The organism is Celeribacter sp. SCSIO 80838, from assembly GCF_056498065.1.
Map to the genome: position 1 here is coordinate 3,559,478 of NZ_JAZKMA010000001.1, position 17,922 is coordinate 3,577,399.

General features: G+C 60.9%; 23 protein-coding genes. 1 reads left to right on the forward strand and 22 read right to left on the reverse strand.

Annotated elements, in window-relative coordinates; all coding sequences use genetic code 11:
- Window positions 1-4: 4 nt before the first annotated feature.
- From nuoK to V1475_RS17940, 22 genes are all read right to left on the reverse strand, one after another.
- On the reverse strand, window positions 5-310 hold the full coding sequence (nuoK, locus tag V1475_RS17835; RefSeq protein WP_066603543.1) for an NADH-quinone oxidoreductase subunit NuoK: 306 nt from the start codon (window positions 308-310) through the stop codon (window positions 5-7).
- Window positions 311-397: 87 nt separating this feature from the next.
- Window positions 398-1,012, reverse strand: a complete 615-nt coding sequence (locus V1475_RS17840) for an NADH-quinone oxidoreductase subunit J (protein WP_066704077.1) — start codon at window positions 1,010-1,012, stop codon at window positions 398-400.
- Window positions 1,009-1,398, reverse strand: coding sequence for a carboxymuconolactone decarboxylase family protein (locus tag V1475_RS17845; RefSeq protein WP_081423799.1), 390 nt, complete (start codon window positions 1,396-1,398; stop codon window positions 1,009-1,011). Before V1475_RS17845 ends, V1475_RS17840 begins: the two co-directional genes overlap by 4 nt.
- 44 nt (window positions 1,399-1,442) lie before the next feature.
- Complete coding sequence (gene nuoI, locus V1475_RS17850; RefSeq protein WP_226553151.1) at window positions 1,443-1,934, reverse strand: NADH-quinone oxidoreductase subunit NuoI; 492 nt, start codon at window positions 1,932-1,934, stop codon at window positions 1,443-1,445.
- 3 nt (window positions 1,935-1,937) lie between these two features.
- Window positions 1,938-2,975 (reverse strand): NADH-quinone oxidoreductase subunit NuoH, encoded by a 1,038-nt coding sequence (nuoH, locus tag V1475_RS17855; protein ID WP_066704086.1) that lies wholly within the window; start codon window positions 2,973-2,975, stop codon window positions 1,938-1,940.
- A 15-nt stretch (window positions 2,976-2,990) separates the two neighbouring features.
- Window positions 2,991-3,392 (reverse strand): hypothetical protein, encoded by a 402-nt coding sequence (locus tag V1475_RS17860; RefSeq protein WP_479413820.1) that lies wholly within the window; start codon window positions 3,390-3,392, stop codon window positions 2,991-2,993.
- 20 nt (window positions 3,393-3,412) lie between these two features.
- Window positions 3,413-5,431 carry an NADH-quinone oxidoreductase subunit NuoG gene (gene nuoG / locus V1475_RS17865; RefSeq protein WP_479413821.1) on the reverse strand — a complete coding sequence of 673 codons (2,019 nt, stop codon included), beginning with the start codon at window positions 5,429-5,431 and terminating at the stop codon, window positions 3,413-3,415.
- Window positions 5,432-5,438: 7 nt separating this feature from the next.
- Entirely contained in the window at window positions 5,439-5,837 is a 399-nt protein-coding gene (locus V1475_RS17870; protein ID WP_479413822.1) for a DUF5333 family protein, read from the reverse strand.
- Window positions 5,834-6,244: a DUF5333 domain-containing protein gene (locus V1475_RS17875; protein ID WP_479413823.1), complete on the reverse strand. Its 411-nt coding sequence runs from the start codon at window positions 6,242-6,244 to the stop codon at window positions 5,834-5,836. The genes V1475_RS17870 and V1475_RS17875 overlap by 4 nt, the downstream gene beginning before the upstream one ends.
- Before the next feature lie 3 nt (window positions 6,245-6,247).
- The gene (locus V1475_RS17880) at window positions 6,248-6,748 is read right to left on the reverse strand and encodes a DUF3291 domain-containing protein (RefSeq protein WP_479413824.1); all 501 of its coding nucleotides are present in this window, start codon (window positions 6,746-6,748) and stop codon (window positions 6,248-6,250) included.
- The gene (locus V1475_RS17885; RefSeq protein WP_479413825.1) at window positions 6,748-7,161 is read right to left on the reverse strand and encodes a hypothetical protein; all 414 of its coding nucleotides are present in this window, start codon (window positions 7,159-7,161) and stop codon (window positions 6,748-6,750) included. Before V1475_RS17885 ends, V1475_RS17880 begins: the two co-directional genes overlap by 1 nt.
- Window positions 7,162-7,170: 9 nt before the next feature.
- Window positions 7,171-8,469, reverse strand: a complete 1,299-nt coding sequence (gene nuoF / locus V1475_RS17890; RefSeq protein WP_434286503.1) for an NADH-quinone oxidoreductase subunit NuoF — start codon at window positions 8,467-8,469, stop codon at window positions 7,171-7,173.
- Window positions 8,470-8,482: 13 nt separating this feature from the next.
- On the reverse strand, window positions 8,483-8,704 hold the full coding sequence (locus V1475_RS17895; protein ID WP_434286501.1) for a DUF5337 domain-containing protein: 222 nt from the start codon (window positions 8,702-8,704) through the stop codon (window positions 8,483-8,485).
- A 12-nt stretch (window positions 8,705-8,716) separates the two neighbouring features.
- Window positions 8,717-9,385, reverse strand: coding sequence for an NADH:ubiquinone oxidoreductase (locus V1475_RS17900; RefSeq protein ID WP_434286500.1), 669 nt, complete (start codon window positions 9,383-9,385; stop codon window positions 8,717-8,719).
- A 40-nt stretch (window positions 9,386-9,425) separates the two neighbouring features.
- Window positions 9,426-10,535 (reverse strand): NADH-quinone oxidoreductase subunit NuoE, encoded by a 1,110-nt coding sequence (nuoE, locus tag V1475_RS17905; protein ID WP_479413826.1) that lies wholly within the window; start codon window positions 10,533-10,535, stop codon window positions 9,426-9,428.
- The gene (locus V1475_RS17910; RefSeq protein WP_479413827.1) at window positions 10,535-11,776 is read right to left on the reverse strand and encodes an NADH-quinone oxidoreductase subunit D; all 1,242 of its coding nucleotides are present in this window, start codon (window positions 11,774-11,776) and stop codon (window positions 10,535-10,537) included. The genes nuoE and V1475_RS17910 overlap by 1 nt, the downstream gene beginning before the upstream one ends.
- A 2-nt stretch (window positions 11,777-11,778) precedes the next feature.
- Entirely contained in the window at window positions 11,779-12,675 is an 897-nt protein-coding gene (locus tag V1475_RS17915; RefSeq protein ID WP_479413828.1) for a sulfotransferase, read from the reverse strand.
- 3 nt (window positions 12,676-12,678) lie between these two features.
- Window positions 12,679-13,281: an NADH-quinone oxidoreductase subunit C gene (locus V1475_RS17920; RefSeq protein ID WP_066704121.1), complete on the reverse strand. Its 603-nt coding sequence runs from the start codon at window positions 13,279-13,281 to the stop codon at window positions 12,679-12,681.
- Window positions 13,282-13,292: 11 nt separating this feature from the next.
- Window positions 13,293-13,826 (reverse strand): NuoB/complex I 20 kDa subunit family protein, encoded by a 534-nt coding sequence (locus V1475_RS17925; RefSeq protein ID WP_434286496.1) that lies wholly within the window; start codon window positions 13,824-13,826, stop codon window positions 13,293-13,295.
- The gene (locus tag V1475_RS17930; RefSeq protein WP_043870546.1) at window positions 13,817-14,182 is read right to left on the reverse strand and encodes an NADH-quinone oxidoreductase subunit A; all 366 of its coding nucleotides are present in this window, start codon (window positions 14,180-14,182) and stop codon (window positions 13,817-13,819) included. The genes V1475_RS17925 and V1475_RS17930 overlap by 10 nt, the downstream gene beginning before the upstream one ends.
- A gap of 360 nt (window positions 14,183-14,542) precedes the next feature.
- Window positions 14,543-15,736, reverse strand: a complete 1,194-nt coding sequence (locus V1475_RS17935) for a DegT/DnrJ/EryC1/StrS family aminotransferase (RefSeq protein ID WP_479413829.1) — start codon at window positions 15,734-15,736, stop codon at window positions 14,543-14,545.
- A complete protein-coding gene (locus V1475_RS17940; RefSeq protein ID WP_479413830.1) occupies window positions 15,733-16,398 on the reverse strand; it encodes an HAD-IA family hydrolase in 666 nt (221 codons plus the stop codon). The genes V1475_RS17935 and V1475_RS17940 overlap by 4 nt, the downstream gene beginning before the upstream one ends.
- Before the next feature lie 170 nt (window positions 16,399-16,568).
- On the opposite strand from V1475_RS17940, the gene glmU reads away from it, so the two are divergent.
- Window positions 16,569-17,921: a bifunctional UDP-N-acetylglucosamine diphosphorylase/glucosamine-1-phosphate N-acetyltransferase GlmU gene (gene glmU / locus V1475_RS17945; protein WP_479413831.1), complete on the forward strand. Its 1,353-nt coding sequence runs from the start codon at window positions 16,569-16,571 to the stop codon at window positions 17,919-17,921.
- Window position 17,922 lies beyond the last annotated feature (1 nt).

A 17,922-nucleotide genomic window follows, 5' to 3' on the forward strand; every position in this document is an offset into this window, starting at 1 on the left:
TCCCTTATCCTTTCATCACGTTGACGTCTTCGACGTCGATCGTGCCGCGGTTGCGGAAGAAGCTCACGAGGATGGCAAGCCCGATGGCGGCCTCGGCGGCGGCCACGGTCAAGACCAGCATCGTGAAAATCTGTCCCGTCAGATCCCCCATGAAGGAGGAGAAGGCGACAAGGTTGATATTGACCGACAGCAGGATCATCTCGATCGACATCAGGATGATGATGATGTTCTTCCGGTTCAAAAAGAGCCCGAAGATGCCGATGACAAACAGCGCCGCGGCCACTGTCAGGTAATGTTCAAGTCCGACCATGTCGTCCCTCAGTTCTTTCTCTCTCGCCGCCGTTTGCGGCCATTCATACGGGGCGGGATACACTCGCCCCGGTCATTCATCTGAGGCTTAAAGCCCCTGCCCCGGTTTCACGTCCTTCATCTCGAAGGAGTCTTCCGGTTTGCGATACATCTGGTGCAGCACGTTCTGACGTTTGACGTCCGAGCGGTGGCGCAGCGTCAGGGTGATCGCACCGATCATCGAGACCAGAAGCACAAGACCCGCGAGCTGGAACAGCATCAGATACTGGTCGTACATCACCATGCCGATGGCCTGGGTGTTGTGGATCTCGACCGCATCCGGCGTCACCGTGCGGCGCAGCGCCTCGGCGCCCGGCGCGCTGTGCCATTCGCCGAAGGCGAGGAACAGTTGCAGGATCAGCACCACACCGATCAACAGACCGAAGGGCAGGTATTTCGCCGCCCCCGCCTTGAGTGCCGCGAAATCGACATCGAGCATCATGACGACGAAGAGGAAGAGCACCATCACCGCGCCGACATAGACGATGATCAGCAGCATCGCGACGAATTCCGCCCCCAGAAGGACGAACAGCCCCGCCGCGGAGAGGAAGGTGAGAATGAGCCAGAGCACAGAGTGCACCGGGTTTTTCGAGACCACGGTAAAGGCCCCGGCCACCAGCATCAGGATGGCGAAACAATAGAATGCGAAATCCGCGACAGTCATTCACTGTCCTCCTGCGTCTCGGAGAAGACGGCCTGCGCCAACTCCAGTGCTTTTGACATCGCCGGAACACCGCCCAGCATTGACATTTGATAGATCACTTCCGCGATCTCTTTTTGTGTGGCCCCCGCCTCGAGCGCGTGGCGGACGGTCAGTTTGAACGGCACCTCGGCCTGTGCACCCTGCGCGGTCAGACCGGCGAGGATCACCAGAAGGCGCGTCTTGCTGTCGAGCCCGTCCTTGTTGAACGTGTTGCCCCAGAGCATTTCCATCTGCTCTTTCCCCATGGTCGGGAACAGCTTGTCGAAGGCGGGCACCTGGAAATTTTCCAGCGCCGGATTGAACGCAGAGGCCATTTTCTGGCTCTGCGCGATCATCTCTCCGAACATTTTGGCAAAATCGTTCAACGGGTGGGTTCCTTAGCGGTCCGGTTTTAACGGTACGGGGCGTCCAGTTCGAGGTTGCGGGCGATCTCCGCCTCCCAGCGCGCGCCGTTCTCAAGGAGTTTTTCCTTGTCGTAGAACAGTTCCTCACGCGTCTCGGTGGAGAATTCGAAGTTCGGGCCTTCGACGATGGCGTCCACCGGGCAGGCTTCCTGACAGAAGCCGCAGTAGATGCATTTCGTCATGTCGATGTCGTAGCGCGTGGTGCGGCGCGAGCCGTCTTCACGCGGTTCGGCATCGATGGTGATGGCCTGCGCCGGGCAGATCGCTTCGCAAAGCTTACAGGCAATGCAGCGTTCCTCGCCGTTCGGGTAACGGCGCAGCGCGTGCTCGCCCCGGAAGCGCGGGCTGAGCGGGCCTTTTTCGTGCGGATAATTGATCGTCGCCTTGGGCGCGAAGAAATACCGCAGACCGATTTTGAAGCCGGCCCAGATGTCCATCATCAGGAAATACTTGGCGGCGCGGGTGTAATCGAGAGCCATGGATCAGCCTCCAATCGTCCAGCGCGCCCAGAACGCGCCGAAGACTTCGTATTTGGCAAGGAACGCGACCAGAACGACCCAGCCCAGCGACAGCGGCAGGAAGACTTTCCAACCGATGCGCATCAGCTGGTCGTAGCGGTAGCGCGGCACGATGGCTTTCACCATCGAGAAGATGAAGAAGAAGAACAGCATCTTGCCGACGAGCCACAGGATGCCATCCGGCAGGAATTCAACCGGCGAGTTCCAGCCGCCGAAGAACAGAAGCGAGATCAGCGCGCACATCAGCACCACGGCCATCAGCTCGCCCATCATGAACAACAGGAACGGCGTGGAGGAGTATTCCACCTGATAACCGGCAACGAGTTCCGATTCCGCTTCCGGCAAATCGAACGGCGGGCGGTTGGTTTCCGCCAGAGCCGAGACGAAGAACAGGAAGACCATCGGGAAGTGCGGCAGCCAGTACCACGAGAAGATCCCTGCCCCGTCCTGCGCCGCAACGATGTCGCCGAAATTCATCGAGCCGGTGGAGATGATCACACCGATGATGATCAGACCGATCGAGACCTCGTAGGAGATCATCTGTGCGGCAGACCGCAGCGAGCCCAAGAATGGGTATTTTGAGTTCGACGCCCAGCCGCCCATGATCACGCCGTACACTTCGAGCGAAGAGATCGCGAAGATGTAGAGGATCGCGACGTTGATGTCGGAGATCACCCAGCCGTCATTCCACGGGATCACCGCCCAGGCGATCGCCGCCGTGATGAAGGTGATCATCGGTGCGAGGTAGAAGACGAACTTGTCCGCCCCTGCCGGTACGACCACCTCTTTCACGAGGTATTTGATGAAGTCCGCAAAGGACTGCAACAGGCCGAAGATGCCCACGATGTTGGGACCTTTGCGCATCTGGACAGCCGCCCAGATTTTCCGGTCGCCATACATCAAAAAGGCGAGCGCCACGAAGAGCGGCACGAGGACCAGCAAAATCTGCCCAAGGGTGAGCAGGAAGATCCCCAGATTTGTTGTCGTGAAATATTCGACCATTGTCGTCCTAGCCTTTCACACCGTCGGTATTCCGTTGTCCCGGCAGTTTGCAACGACGACTTCGGCGTCGAGCTTGCGCAAACCGTCGGGGAGCGCTGGCGAGATGGTGTAAACAGCATCTGCCCGCCAAATTCCACCCTCATGTGCGACATTTGTGCGCACATGACGCGCAAATCCGAAACCCCGGATCAACGCGTATTGCGCGGCGGCACAATCTGCATAGGCCACCACGCTGTCTTTTGCCCCATCTCCTTGTGCGGAGACGATAAAATCCACCAGATCGCCGTCGAGAAGACGGGTCTCCACACCGAGAAACTCGGTCGCTTGCGCCGCGCGCGATACGTCCGGCACCGGGGCCGCGCAACAGGTCTTGTCGCACGCGGACAATCCCAGCAGCATCAGCCCGAAACCGGCCATATGTGCGGCGCGAAGCGCCATTACTCGGCCGCCACCGGCGTCTCGGCGCGCGCTTTGGCCATGGCGGACAGCTCCGCCATCAGCACGGAGGCGCGTGCGATCGGGTTGGTGAGGTAGAAATCCTTCACCCCGTTGCGGAATGTGGCCTTCCCGAGAGATTTCTCCGGCAGGGCGACAACCGCATTTTCCGGCACCGTGTCGATCATCGCGAGATGCGGCACGTCCTTGATCAGCGCGTTGCGCAGCTGCGCCAGCGAATCGTAGGGCAGCGTCGCACCGAGCTCGGCGGACAGCGCCCGCAGAATCGCCCAGTTCTCTTTCGCCTCACCCGGCGGGAAGGCGGCGCGGAGCGCAAGCTGCGGACGGCCTTCGAGGTTCACGAAGAGACCGTTTTCTTCGGTATAGGCGGCCCCCGGCAGAATCACGTCGGCGCGGTGGGCACCGAGATCGCCATGCGAGCCCTGATAGATCACGAACGGACCGGCGGCGATTTCGACCTCATCGGCACCGAGGTTGTAGATCACCTCTGCCCCGTTGGTGGCCGCGTCCAACCCGCCTTCGGTCACGGCGTTCACATCCATCGCGCCCACGCGGGACGCGGCGGTGTGGAGCACCATGAGTTTCGACCCGGTGGCCTCGCAGAGTTTCTGCGCCGTGGCCAGAACCGCTTCACCATCGGCCTCGTTGATCGCGCCTGCGCCCACGATGACGAGGGACGGCTGATCGAGCACGTCGCCATACTGATGGCCCAGAAGGCTTTCGAGCGCCGCACGGTCGGTTCCGACATGGGCGTAATCGTAGGTCAGATCGACGGGCTGGCCGACGAGACCGACCTTGGCGCCTTTCGCCCAGGCCTTGCGGATGCGCGCGTTCAACACCGGTGCTTCATCGCGCGGGTTGGTGCCGATCAACTGAATGTATTTCGCATTGTCGATATCGGCGATGGTCGCGGTCCCGGCGTAAACACCACGGTTGCCGATCGGCAGCTTCGCGCCATCGACGCGGGCCTCGATGTTGCCGCCCAGACCTTCGACCAGACCTTTGAGCGCATAGATTGCCTCGACCGGAGCCAGATCGCCGACGAGCGCGGCGACCTTCTTGCCCTTCATAGCCGCAGAAGCAACGGAGAGCGCCTCGGCCCAAGTGGCCTTGGTCAGCTTACCGTTCTTGCGGATGTAGGGCGTGTCGATGCGCTGGCGTTTCAGACCGTCCCAGATGAAGCGGGTCTTGTCGGAAATCCACTCCTCGTTCACGTCGTCATGGTTGCGCGGCAGAATGCGCATCACTTCGCGGCCTTTGGTGTCGACGCGGATGTTCGAACCGAGCGCGTCCATCACGTCGATGGTTTCGGTCTTGGTCAGTTCCCACGGACGGGCAGTAAACGCATAGGGTTTGGAGGTCAGTGCGCCAACCGGACACAGGTCGATGATGTTGCCCTGAAGGTTCGAGGCCAGCGTTTCGTTGAGATAGCTGGTGATCTCGCTGTCTTCGCCACGGCCGGTTTGACCCATCTGGGTGATGCCCGCGACCTCGGTCGTGAAGCGCACGCAGCGGGTGCAGGAGATGCAGCGCGTCATCGTGGTCGCGACGAGCGGACCGAGGTTCAGATCCTCGGAGGCACGCTTCGGTTCACGGAAGCGGGAGAAATCCACGCCGTAAGCCATCGCCTGGTCCTGAAGATCACATTCGCCGCCCTGGTCGCAGATCGGGCAATCGAGCGGGTGGTTGATCAGGAGGAATTCCATCACACCCTCACGGGCCTTCTTGACCATCGGCGAATTGGTTTTCACCACCGGCGGCGCGCCTTCCGGCCCCGGGCGCAGGTCACGCACCTGCATGGCGCAAGACGCCGCCGGTTTCGGCGGGCCGCCCACGACCTCGACCAGGCACATGCGGCAGTTGCCCGCAATGGAGAGCCGTTCGTGATAGCAGAACCGCGGCACTTCGATCCCGGCCACTTCACAGGCCTGAAGGATCGTCATGGCCGGGTCAACTTCGACCTCGGTCCCGTCAATGATGATTTTGCGCGTATCTGCCATGGTCACATCACCTGTTCTTCATCAGCTTGCCGAGCGGGGTCCGCTTTGCAATCTGCGCTTTGCCGAAGGCGCACATCGCCTCCGTGTCTCGTTTCTCAATGCCCTGAGCGGCAAAGAAGCTTGTCGATTCATCCGCCAGAACCGCCAGAAAGGCCGGGTCCTGAAGGGTTTGAATGTCGTTCGCGCCATAGCCCTTGGCGACGATCGTCTCCATCATGGCCTGCGCCTGTTTGTTGACCTGCGCCGGGCGCGCGGCCAGTTTCGGACAAATGGTCGTCAGTTCCGTGACAATCATATTGTCCACCAGAGGACCGCGAATGTCCGGGTCCTCCGTGATCGCCATCTGCGCCAAAGCCGGAACGGCCAAAAACGCAATCAGCGTCGAATATGCAAGACACCGGATCATTTCGTGCTCCTTAGGAAAGACCCGATCAGCGTGCCCTTGGCGATCTCCGATTCCCCGAAGGCGCAAAGCCCCTCCGGGGTTTTCGGATCGAACCCGGCGCGGCGCACATAGTCCTCGCCCAGACGGCGAATACGGGCTTCCTCGTCGTCGCTTTCGACATAGGCACGGATTTCGTCATCCGAGTAGCCCATCGAGGATGCCTTGTTCTTCACCCCCCAGAGGAAGGACAGGCCCTTGATTTTCTTGACCTCAAGCGTCGGACATTCATCCGCCACCTCGACGGCCAGACCGGCCCAGAGCATGTTCTGGTCGATCTCTTTGACCTCCCGCAGAGGCGGCAGTTCCGCCGCCGCGGCAGCGCCCGCTGTGAGGGCAAGAGCAAGAGTGAGATGTTTGAGCTGTGTCATGGGTTACTCCGCAGCAATCGGGCGACAGCTTTTCTCGCGGAAAAGCGTGGCCTCTTTGATGTACGACCAGCCAAAGGCCTGATCGCTGTCCCCATGTTCTTGTTTGTAGGCGAGACGTTCCATCGCCTCTGCCAGCGTGGGCTTGTGCCCTTCCTCGACGAACCACATCACGAAATGCTGGTCGGCCATCAGCTCGAACCACTCCGCGCGGCGGTCGTAAAATTGTTTGTGCACCGTGTTGAAGACGAAATGCTCAAGGCTTTGCACGTCTTCCCAGACGGTGAGATTTGCGACGAATTGCGGATCGTCGCCGATGTTGTTTTCGGTGTTCCCGGTGCCCGGCTCGCCCGAACCTTCCATCATCCAGACGAACCCCGGCATGCGTTTGCCCATGCCGTTGATCCGGTCCAGCGCGCCCATGAACTCGGCCACGCGCGGATCGTCCGTCGGCGCGACAAGGCGTCCGATGTTCAGCTCCGCGAGATATGTGCCGACAGGTTGCATCAGCGTGCCGGTCCTTCCACCAAAGTTGCGCCCAGAGGCGTCATCTGTTTCATTTCGTCCCGCGCCGCCGCGCAAAACGCCTTGTCATCCGCCGCGCCGTGCTGCGCCACAAAGCCCGAACGGGCATTTTCAAGCCGCTGCGCATTCATCGCCGGATCGGAGAGCGGCAGGCGTTCGACACGCGACGACAGGAGATTGTGCACCTGTGTGCTGATCTCGATCCGATCACAGCTCTCCGCGATGTCCTTCGACAGCAACAGCATCCCCGCCAGTTCGTCCTTGCCCATATCGCGAAACGCCGCCCGTGCAACTGTCATCCGGTCGTCGGACATGCCCCGCATAGCCTGATTGGCCTCGTCCACCTGACAGGCGGACAAGAGCGTGATCGGCAATATGGCGAGGGCGGGTTTCATAAGCTCGACTTACTCCGCCGCGAAGGCCGCCGTTACGCGACCGGTTTTCTTGGCCTTGATGCGGTCTTCGATCTCGCCACGGAAGTGACGGATCAGGCCCTGGATCGGCCAGGCCGCCGCATCGCCAAGCGCACAAATGGTGTGGCCTTCAACCTGTTTGGTGACGTCCAGAAGCATGTCGATCTCTTCGATCTCCGCATCGCCCGTGACCAGACGGTCCATCACGCGGCTCATCCAGCCGGTGCCTTCACGGCACGGCGTGCACTGACCGCAGCTCTCGTGCTTGAAGAAGGCCGACAGGCGCCACACGGCTTTGACGACGTCAACGGAATTGTCCATCACGATCATACAGCCGGTGCCGAAGGAGGATTTGTTTTCGCGCATCCAGTCGAAGTCGAAAATCGCGTCTTCCAGCGCCTCTTTCGGCAGCACCGGGCAAGACGCGCCGCCCGGAATGATGGCTTTCAGGTTGTCCCAGCCGCCGCGAATGCCGCCGCCGTGTTTCTCGATGATCTCGCGCACGGACATCGACATCTCTTCCTCGAACACGCAGGGCGTGTTGACGTGTCCGGTCAGCGCCATGAGCTTGGTGCCAGCGTTGTTCGGACGCCCGAAGGAGGAGAACCACTCCGCGCCACGACGAATGATCGTCGGCACAACGGCGATGGATTCGACGTTGTTCACCGTGGTCGGGCAGCCATAAAGACCCGCGCCCGCCGGGAACGGCGGTTTCATCCGCGGCATGCCTTTTTTGCCTTCGAGAGACTCGATGAGCGCAGTTTCCTCGCCACAGATATACGCCCCTGCCCCGTGGTGCAGGTAGACATCGAAATTGTAACCGGATTTGCAGGCGTTCTTGCCGATCAGACCGGCGTCGTAAGCCTCGTCGATCGCGGCCTGAAGCGCCTCTTTCTCGCGGATATATTCGCCACGAATGTAGATATAGGCCGCCACCGCGCCCATGGCGAACCCGGCAATCAGCGCCCCTTCGACCAGCGTGTGCGGGTCGTGACGCATAATCTCGCGGTCCTTGCAGGTCGCGGGCTCGGATTCGTCGGCGTTGATCACCAGATAGGACGGACGCCCGTCGCTTTCCTTCGGCATGAAGGACCATTTGAGACCGGTCGGGAAACCCGCCCCGCCGCGGCCACGCAGGCCCGAGGCCTTGACCTGATCGATGATCCAGTCGCGCCCGTTGGCGAGAATGCCCGCCGTACCGTCCCAATGGCCACGCGCCATGGCACCTTTGAGGCTACGGTCATTCATCCCGTAGAGGTTGGTAAAGATCCGATCCTGATCCTTGAGCATCGCTCTTGTCCCTTCAGTCCTGCTGACGCGCAGCGCGCCAGATCTGATAAATCACCACGAAGGCCCACACGAAAGCGGCCAGCGCCATGAGGTCGAGCAGGAACGCGTAACGCACAGGCATTCCGAGTTTCCCGCCCAGCCACTGGGCCCCGAGCCAGATCGACATCGTCAAAGCGATCACCAGCGCGACCGTTCGCGCCTTTTTCGCCAGATGCCGGTCCTTGTCGGGAACCATTGTCTTCACTCCTCAGTACACGTCGCCATCCTTGACGCGTTTCGAGAATTCCGTTTCTTCGCCCTCAGAGAGAGCTTTTGCCTGACCGACCCAGTCGTCCCGGGTCACCCGGCCTTTGAACCCTTGCAGGTTCTCATCCATCCAGGCCACTTCCGCCGCAGACCATCCGGCGATCTGACCGAAGTGGTAGACCCCCATGGAGTGCAGGAGCACCTCAAGTTTCGGTCCCACGCCCTTGATCTGTTTCAGATCGTCGGCCCCACCCTCGAGCGGCGCCTTGAGCAGCGTCGGCTTTGCCGTCTCCTCCTCGGGCTCCTCTGCGACCGGATCGGCCGCTGGGGCCGCCGCTGCCGCAGCCGAACGCACTTCCCGCGTATCGGCGGCATGCGGCTCCGGCGCGATTTCCTCGGCCACCGAGATCGGCTCGTCCCCGATGGAGGCCGTCGCCATGAGGCCTTCTGCGCTCACGTCGGCCTCGGGATGGCCCTCGACCGGCGTGGTCTCTTCTTCGTGCCAGCCGATCCACAACAGGATCGCCACAAGAAAGGTTACAAGGACACCGACGATGATCGCTGCGGTGGTCGCATAACCTGCGATCCACAACAGGGCCAGGAAGGCCAAGACGCCACAGATGGCTGAAATCAGCCAGATCTTGGGTGTTTTGGTCGTCGCCTCGCTCATCCGTGTCCTCCTTCAGCGGGCCCCGTCAGGGCGCTGTGTTTCAGTACTTCGCACGTTTGGAGAATTCGGTTTCCCCACCCGCTGCGAGAATTTTCGCCTGTTCGATCCAGCCGTCGCGTTCGATCCGGCCCTTGAATTTCAAGCGGCTGTCGACCCATGCGATCTCCGCCGGGGTCCAGTTCGCGACCTGATCGAAGTGGTAGAAACCCAACTCGTTGAGCGTCTCTTCGAGCTTCGGCCCGACGCCCTTGAGTTTCTTCAGGTCATCCGCCCCACCCTCGCGCGCCGCGGTGAGCAGTTCGGGCTGTTTCTCTTCCACGGCCTCGGCAACCGGTTCCGCTTTCGCAGCTTCCGGTTTCTTCTCCACAGCCTTCTCTGCGGCCTGCTGCACGGCAGATTTTGCTTGAGCCGGGGCTTTCGGCACAGCACCATGACCCGCGCCTTTGGAAATCCACGGGGTCAAAAGCGGCACTTCGGTGCCGTCGATGCGTTTGATGGTGTCGCCGATGTCGACGGCGCGCTGCACGGAACCGTTATATTGCGCGCCAGTGCCGACATATTCGGCCAGAACATTCGGGCCACCCGCCGCTTCGGAGGAATACCGACCGCTCTGGGAACCCGGCAGTGGCACATTGCCCGCTTCCATCTGGTCGAGCAGCTTCTCGAAATTCTCGGCGGTCAGGTCTTCGTAATAGTCCTTGCCGATCTGGGCCATCGGCGCGTTGGCGCAGGCGCCAAGGCATTCGACCTCTTCCCAGGAGAACTTGCCGTCGGCAGACAGCGTGTGCGGCTTCGCGGCGATGCGGCGTTTGCAGACCTCGATGATGTCGCCCGAGCCGCAGATCATGCAGGTCGTGGTGCCACAAACCTGAATATGGGCCACGGAACCAACCGGTTGCAGTTGGAACATGAAGTAGAAGGTCGCCACTTCGAGCGCACGGATATAGGGCATGCCCAGCATGTCCGCCACATATTCGATCGCGGGTTTGGTGAGCCAGCCCTGCTGTTCCTGCGCGCGCCACAACAGCGGAATGATCGCGGATTGCGCGCGGCCTTCCGGGTATTTGGCGATCTGCCCCTCGGCCCAGGCGAGGTTCGCCGGGGTATATTCGAAAGAGGCGGGTTGTTCAGAATAAAGACGGCGCAGCATTAGCGGTCGACCTCCCCGAAAACGATGTCCATGGTGGCGAGAATTGCGGACGCATCGGCCAGTTGGTGACCTTTGGCCATGTAGTCCATGGCCTGAAGGTGCGGAAAGCCCGGCGCACGCAGTTTCACGCGGTAGGGTTTGTTCGTCCCGTCGGAAACGAGGAACACGCCGAACTCGCCCTTCGGCGCTTCGACAGCGGCGTAAACCTCGCCCTGCGGCAGTTTGAACCCCTCGGTGTAGAGTTTGAAGTGGTGGATAAGCGCCTCCATTGAGGTTTTCATATCCTTGCGCTTCGGCGGCGTAAGTTTGCCACGGGCCAACACATCGCCCTGATTTTCCGGTTCCCGTAGCTTGGCCACACATTGTTTGATGATCTTCGTCGACTCGGCCATTTCCAGCATACGGCACATGTAGCGGTCGTAGCAGTCGCCGCTGGTACCCACCGGGATCTGGAAGTCGAATTCGTTGTAACACTCATAGGGCTGGCTGCGACGCAGATCCCAGGCAAGGCCGGAACCGCGCACCATCACGCCGGAGAAGCCCCAGTCGAGCGCGTCTTCTTCGTTGACCACGCCGATGTCGACGGTCCGTTGTTTGAAGATGCGGTTGTCCGAGAGCAGAGTGTGAATGTCATCGAGCATTTTCGGGAAGTGGTCGGCCCACTCTTCAATATCGTCGAGCAGGTCCGACGAAAGGTCCTGATGGACGCCACCCGGACGGAAATAGGCAGAGTGCAGACGTGCACCAGAGGCGCGCTCGTAGAAGATCATGAGCTTTTCACGCTCTTCGAAGCCCCAGAGTGGCGGCGTCAGCGCGCCCACGTCCATCGCACCCGTCGTGGTGTTCAGCAGGTGGTTCAGCACCCGGCCGATCTCGCAATAGAGCACGCGGATCAGGGAGGCGCGGCGCGGAATCTCGACGCCCGCCAGACGTTCGATGGCCAGACACCAGGCATGCTCCTGGTTCATCGGCGCCACGTAATCGAGACGGTCGAGATAGGGCAGGTTCTGGAGATAGGTCCGGTTCTCCATCAGCTTTTCGGTGCCGCGGTGCAACAGCCCGATATGCGGGTCGGCACGTTCCACGATCTCACCGTCCAGCTCCAGAACCATCCGCAACACACCGTGGGCCGCAGGGTGCTGAGGCCCGAAGTTGATGTTGAAGTTCCGGATCTTCTGTTCGGTGTCGGTCGCGTCGTGCGAACCGTCATCGTAGGTGTTTTGCCGGATATCGACGTCCATTCTCAGATCCTCGCCATATTCGCCTGCCACCGCGCGGGCAGCGGGCCAAAGCTCTTTTCCACATAGGCATATTGCGGGGCAAGAAATTGCGCCGCCTCATGCCGCTGCTTGTCGGTTAGTTTCAGATGCACACCTTCATGCGCATGCGGTTCTTCGTCCACGGGCTTCTCGGAAATCCCGAGGAAGGCGCACAGGCTCGAAAGCCCCTCGCCCGAAAGCACATCCTCGGTGAACCCGACGAAAAGCTTGTCCTCGGGCACCGCCCGTTTGAGTTTCTCCACGATCCCGGCATAGTCGCCGCGTTCGGGGATATGGGTTTCCATGCCCTTTTTCATCGTGCGGTTCATGATCCGCCGGGCCTTGAGCGCGACCTCTTCGCCGGGCTGGCGTTGGCGCGTTGCCTGCATCCGCACATGGGACCACAGGCGGTCCACCGGGTCGCGCATCAGGAAGACAAACCGCACGTCGGGGGCCATATGCGCCATCTCGCGCAGCCGTTCTTCGGTCAAAAGACCGTAGCCCGGCGTGATGTCCCCCGCGATTTTTTTATCCCCGATCCCGTCCAGCAGGTAGAACAGGTAATCCGACACGCCTTCGCGCCCCAGTTTGAGGATGCGCACGATCTCGTCCACATCCATGATCTGGCGCTCCAGATTGCCGACCTTCCAGAGATTGGCATTCTTGCGCGCGATGTCCTGACGCCCGACCAGATCGGCGCGCAGGCGGGCGTAAACGTCGAGTTGGTGCTCGTAATCGTCGAAATCCACCGTATCGAAATAGTGGATCTCTTTGATCGAGCGCATGTGGCAATCCGGATGATCGTGCAAATAGCGATAAAGCGAGCTGGTGCCCGCTTTCGTCGCGCCGACGCAGATCATGATGGCCGGATTGCCGTTCAAACCTCAGGCCCCCTTCTCGTCGCCGGGAAGGATGTACTTCGCGCCTTCCCACGGGGAAAGGTTGTCGAACTGACGGTATTCCTGAACGAGGCTCACCGGTTCGTAAACGACGCGCTTCAGCTCTTCGTCATAGCGCACTTCGGTATAGCCCGTGGCCGGGAAGTCCTTGCGCAGCGGGTGACCGCGGAACCCGTAATCGGTCAGCAGACGACGCAGGTCCGGGTGGCCGGAGAAGATGATGCCGAACATGTCGAAGGTTTCACGCTCGAACCAACCGGCCGACGGGTGCACGGAGATGATCGAGGGGATCGTCTCTTCTTCGCGCAGCGCAGCGATCACACGGATGCGGTGGTTCTGGTACATCGACAGGAAGTGATAGACCACGTCGAACCGCTGTTCGCGCTCCGGGTGATCGACCGCCGTGATGTCCACCAGCGAGGAGAATTTGCAGGTGCCGTCGGTTTTCAGGAAATCGACGAAATCCACGATCCCGGCGGCGGTCACGGTGACGTTCAGCTCGCCAAAGGCCACTTCCGTTTTCAGCACGTCGTCCGGACGTTTCAGCTCGATATGCGCACCGAGTTCCTTGAGGGCTTCTTCGCTCATCAGATCTCTCCTTAGCGGGCAATCGTGCCGGTGCGGCGGATTTTGCGCTGCAATTGCAGCAACCCGTACATCAGCGCTTCTGCGGTCGGCGGGCAGCCGGGGACATAGACGTCCACGGGCACAATGCGGTCGCAACCGCGCACGACGGAATAGCTGTAGTGGTAATAGCCACCGCCATTGGCGCAGGAGCCCATGGAGATCACATAACGCGGCTCCGGCATCTGGTCATAGACCTTGCGCAGAGCGGGGGCCATTTTGTTGGTCAGCGTGCCTGCGACGATCATCAGGTCGGACTGGCGCGGGGAGGCGCGCGGCGCGGTGCCGTAGCGTTCGAGGTCGTAACGCGGCATGGACGTCTGCATCATCTCGACGGCGCAACAGGCCAGACCGAAGGTCATCCAGTGCAGCGAGCCGGTGCGCGCCCAGTTGATGATGTCCTCCGTCGAGGTCAGCAGGAAGCCTTTGTCCTGCAATTCCTTGTTCAGAGCCTGAGTCGCGACTTCCTTGTCGGCCCCAGCGGTGTTGGCAGAGGTCATCACGCCCATTCCAGCGCCCCTTTCTTCCATTCATAGGCAAAGCCCACGGTCAGCACGCCGAGGAACACCATCATCGACCAGAAGCCCGTCATGCTCAGATCCTTGAACGCGACGGCCCAAGGGAAAAGGAAAGCGATTTCGAGATCGAAAATGATGAACAGGATCGACACGAGGTAGAACCGCACGTCGAATTTCATCCGCGCGTCGTCGAACGCGTTGAACCCGCATTCATAGGCCGACACTTTTTCCGGGTCGGGATTGCGAACGGCGAGGATGAGGGCTGCGAAGATGAACACCAGACCCAGCGCAATGGCGAGGCCGATGAAAATGACGATGGGGAGATATTCCCGAAGCAAGTCTTCCACGAGCGGCTCCTTGGTTTGCGCACTCTCGGGGAGACTCAATTGTCGAGCAACCTCGGGCGCGCTGCTTTGCTAGCTTGCTGTGGTTTAGCCCCCTGCGACAATATGGTCAACCAAACGCGCGGCGAGAAAGCCCAAGGTTTCAAGGGTGGTGACAAGTTTTTTTGCACTCGTGATCACGTTTCGCGGCGCTGCGGCGGATTTCTCCGCATCTCGCGATTCGAGAGTCTTTTTCTTATAATTTTTGTCGGAATTTGCCAAGTTGTATGCATCTGCACACCATGTAAGGTGTATTTGCCAACGCATATCAAAAGATGAATACTTCCCGAACCTTATCCGGCCGCGTCCTGACGGTGTCCCGGCTTATCCTGCTCGCAAGACTTCGTCCCGGATGATCCGCGACACTATTTCGCAGTCTTCGAGGCTGAAGGTCAGCGGCAGACGCATATCCATGATCGCACGCAGAACACGGTCGCTCTCCGGCAGGCTCTGCGCCTCGCAATAGCGCCAGCTTTCATACCGCGAGGTAAAGGCCACCGGCTCCGGTGCCCCGAACCATTTCAACTCCACGCCGCGTTTGAGACAGGCCGCCACCAGCGCCTCGATCTTGGCGTCCGGCCAGTCCAGCAGCAGGAACTGAATAGAGGAGCCGACGTAATGCTCCGGCTCGGGCCGCTCGATCAGCGTAAGCCCCTTCGTGCCCCGCAGCCCCGCTTCGACCACCCGATAACGCGCGTTCCATTTTTCCACCTGTGCGTCGAGGCTGCGCAGCTGTACCCGCAGGATCGCCGCCCGCAGATGGTCCATCCGGCCCGACACGTTCGGAGTCTCATATTTGATCTTTTCGAACACATCCGGGGCCGGACCGGCCGTATGACGGCCATATAACATGTACGATCCCGACAACATGATCGCTCGTGCGGCAATTTCCTCGTCGTCGGTGATGAGGAAACCGCCCTCCCCCGAGTTGATATGTTTGTAGGTCTGAGTGGAATAGCAGCCGATCACCCCGTGCCGTCCCGACGGCACCCCGGTCCAATGCGCCCCCATGGTATGCGCACAATCCTCAATGACCGCGACCCCTGCCCCGTTGCAGATATACATAAGCGCGTCCATATCGACGAGATGCCCGCGCATATGCGACAGCATCAGGACCTTTGCACCCGTCTCGGAGATTTTCACCTGAAGATCGTCGAGGTCGATCACCAGCCCCTCGGTCACCCCCACGAACACCGGCTTCGCCCCCACGGAGGCAATCGCACCGGGTACGGGCGCCAGCGTAAACGCGTTGGTGAGAACCGGCTCGCCGGGTTTGACTTCCAGCGCCCGCAGAGCACAGCCAAGCGCATAGCCACCCGAGGCCACGGCAAGCGCATATTTCGCCCCGGTATAGGCCGCAAACTCTTCTTCGAGCAGCGCCACCTCGCCTTTCTCCCCGGGAAGCGTGTTATACCGATGCAACCGCCCCGAGCGCATCACCGCCACGGCGGCCTCGATCGCCTCCTCCGGGATCGGCTCCTGCTGAGTGAAATTGCCTTTAAAGACCTCGCCCGTCATCCGATCAGCTCCTTCGTCAACCGCGACAGCTCATTATAATGGGTGAGCAACGCCTCCGGCTCCAGCCGTTTGACCCCGTCCCCATCCGGCCCGAAGGTCACCAGCACAGAGGGCACCCCCGCCGCCTTCGCCGTGGCGCGGTCGGTTTCCGTATCGCCCACGAGGAAAGATTGCGCCAGAACGCCGCCCGCCTCTTCGACGGCGGCAATATAAGGCTTCGGATCGGGTTTCGACACACCCACGGTCTTGGCCCCGATCATGGACCCGAACAGATCGCGCACGCCCAGCCGCGTCAGCAGCCGATCCGCCAGATCTTCGGGCTTGTTGGTGCAGACACCAACCGCATAACCATCGCGACGCAGCGCCTCGACCGCATCCGCCGCCCCGTCGTAGAGCCGCGTGTGGGTGTCGATATGCTCGGCATACACATCCAGCAGGATCGGATATTGTTCCATCACCTCTGCCTCGCCGAACCCCGGCTTCACCCGAGAGAACCCAAGCGTCAGCATCGCCCGTCCACCGCGAAACGCCGTATGTGCATCGGCCACGGGGTCCAGCACATCGCCATAGCCCAGCCCCCGGAAACAGGCATTCGCCGCCGCGATCAGATCGGCGGAAGTGTCCGCCAGCGTGCCGTCGAGATCGAAAATCACTGTGCGCATGTCTGGTCCTTTTGCGGCTGCGGCGGTCCGTTTTGGGCAAACTCCCGCTGCAACCTGTAATCTGGCGTCAGAATAAGTGAAGCCCCTCTGACCTTCCGGGCCTTGCGGCGCTCCGCGTCATGGGTAAAACGGCAAGGAGACAAAGAAAAGAGCAGATCGGGACGAAAACCATGGCAACAGCCCTCATTCTCTTGGCCGCCGGGCAAGGCACGCGGATGAATTCCGACCTGCCCAAGGTGCTGCACCCGATCGGCAACGCCCCCCTGTTCGCCCATGCGCTGGCCTCGGGCAGCGCTTTGGAACCGGAGCGCACGGTTCTGGTCGTCGGTCATGGCGGCGATCTTGTGGCCTCCGAGGCCGCAAAAATCGACGAAGAGATCGTTATCGCCCGTCAGGAAGAGCAACTCGGCACGGCGCATGCGGTTTTGCAGGCGAAAGACGCGCTTGCGGGCTTCGAAGGCGACGCCATCGTTTTGTACGGCGACACGCCGTTTATTTCCGAGGACACGATCCTGCGCATGGCCGAGGCCCGCAAATCCGCGGATGTGGTGGTTCTGGGCTTCGAGGCCGCCGATCCGGCGCGCTACGGGCGTCTGGTGATGGAAGGCGACAGGCTCACCCGCATCGTCGAATACAAAGACGCCACCCAGGCCGAGCGCGCGATCACCTTCTGCAACTCCGGCCTTATTGCCGCCGAGGCCTCCGTGCTGTTCGAGCTTCTGGATCAGGTCGGCAACGACAATGCCGCCGGAGAATACTACCTCCCGGACATCGTTGAAATCGCGTGGAAAACCGGTCGCACCGCGACCGCCGTCGCCTGTGACGAAGCCGAAACGCTGGGCGTCAACACCCGCGCGGAACTCGCCCGCGCCGAAGCGATTTTCCAATCCGCCAAGCGGGCGGAAGCGCTCGACAATGGCGTCACGCTGATGGCCCCCGAAACCGTGTTCTTTTCGCTCGACACCTATATCGGGCGCGACACGGTGGTGGAGCCGAACGTGATTTTCGGCCCCGGCGTCACCGTCGAATCCGGTGCCCGTCTCAGGGCATTTTCCCATTTCGAAGGCTGTCACGTCTCGATGGGCGCGACCGTCGGCCCGTTTGCCCGTCTGCGCCCCGGCGCGGAGCTCGCGAACAACGCCCATATCGGCAATTTCGTCGAGGTGAAAAACGCCCTGATCGGCGAAGGCACCAAGGTGAACCACCTCACCTACATCGGCGATGCCGACATCGGCGACGGCACCAATATCGGCGCGGGGACGATCACCTGCAACTATGACGGCGTGTTCAAACACCGCACCGTGGTGGGCCGCAACGCCTTCATCGGATCGAACACCATGCTCGTCGCACCGGTGACCGTGGGCGACGAGGCGATGACCGCATCGGGCTCCGTGATCACCACGAATGTCGAACCCGGCGCACTGGCCATCGGTCGCGCGAAACAGGTAAACAAACCCATGCTCGCCGTGCGGATGTTCGAAAAGTTAAAGTCTCTCAAAGCTAAAAAGCAAAAAGGGCAGTAAA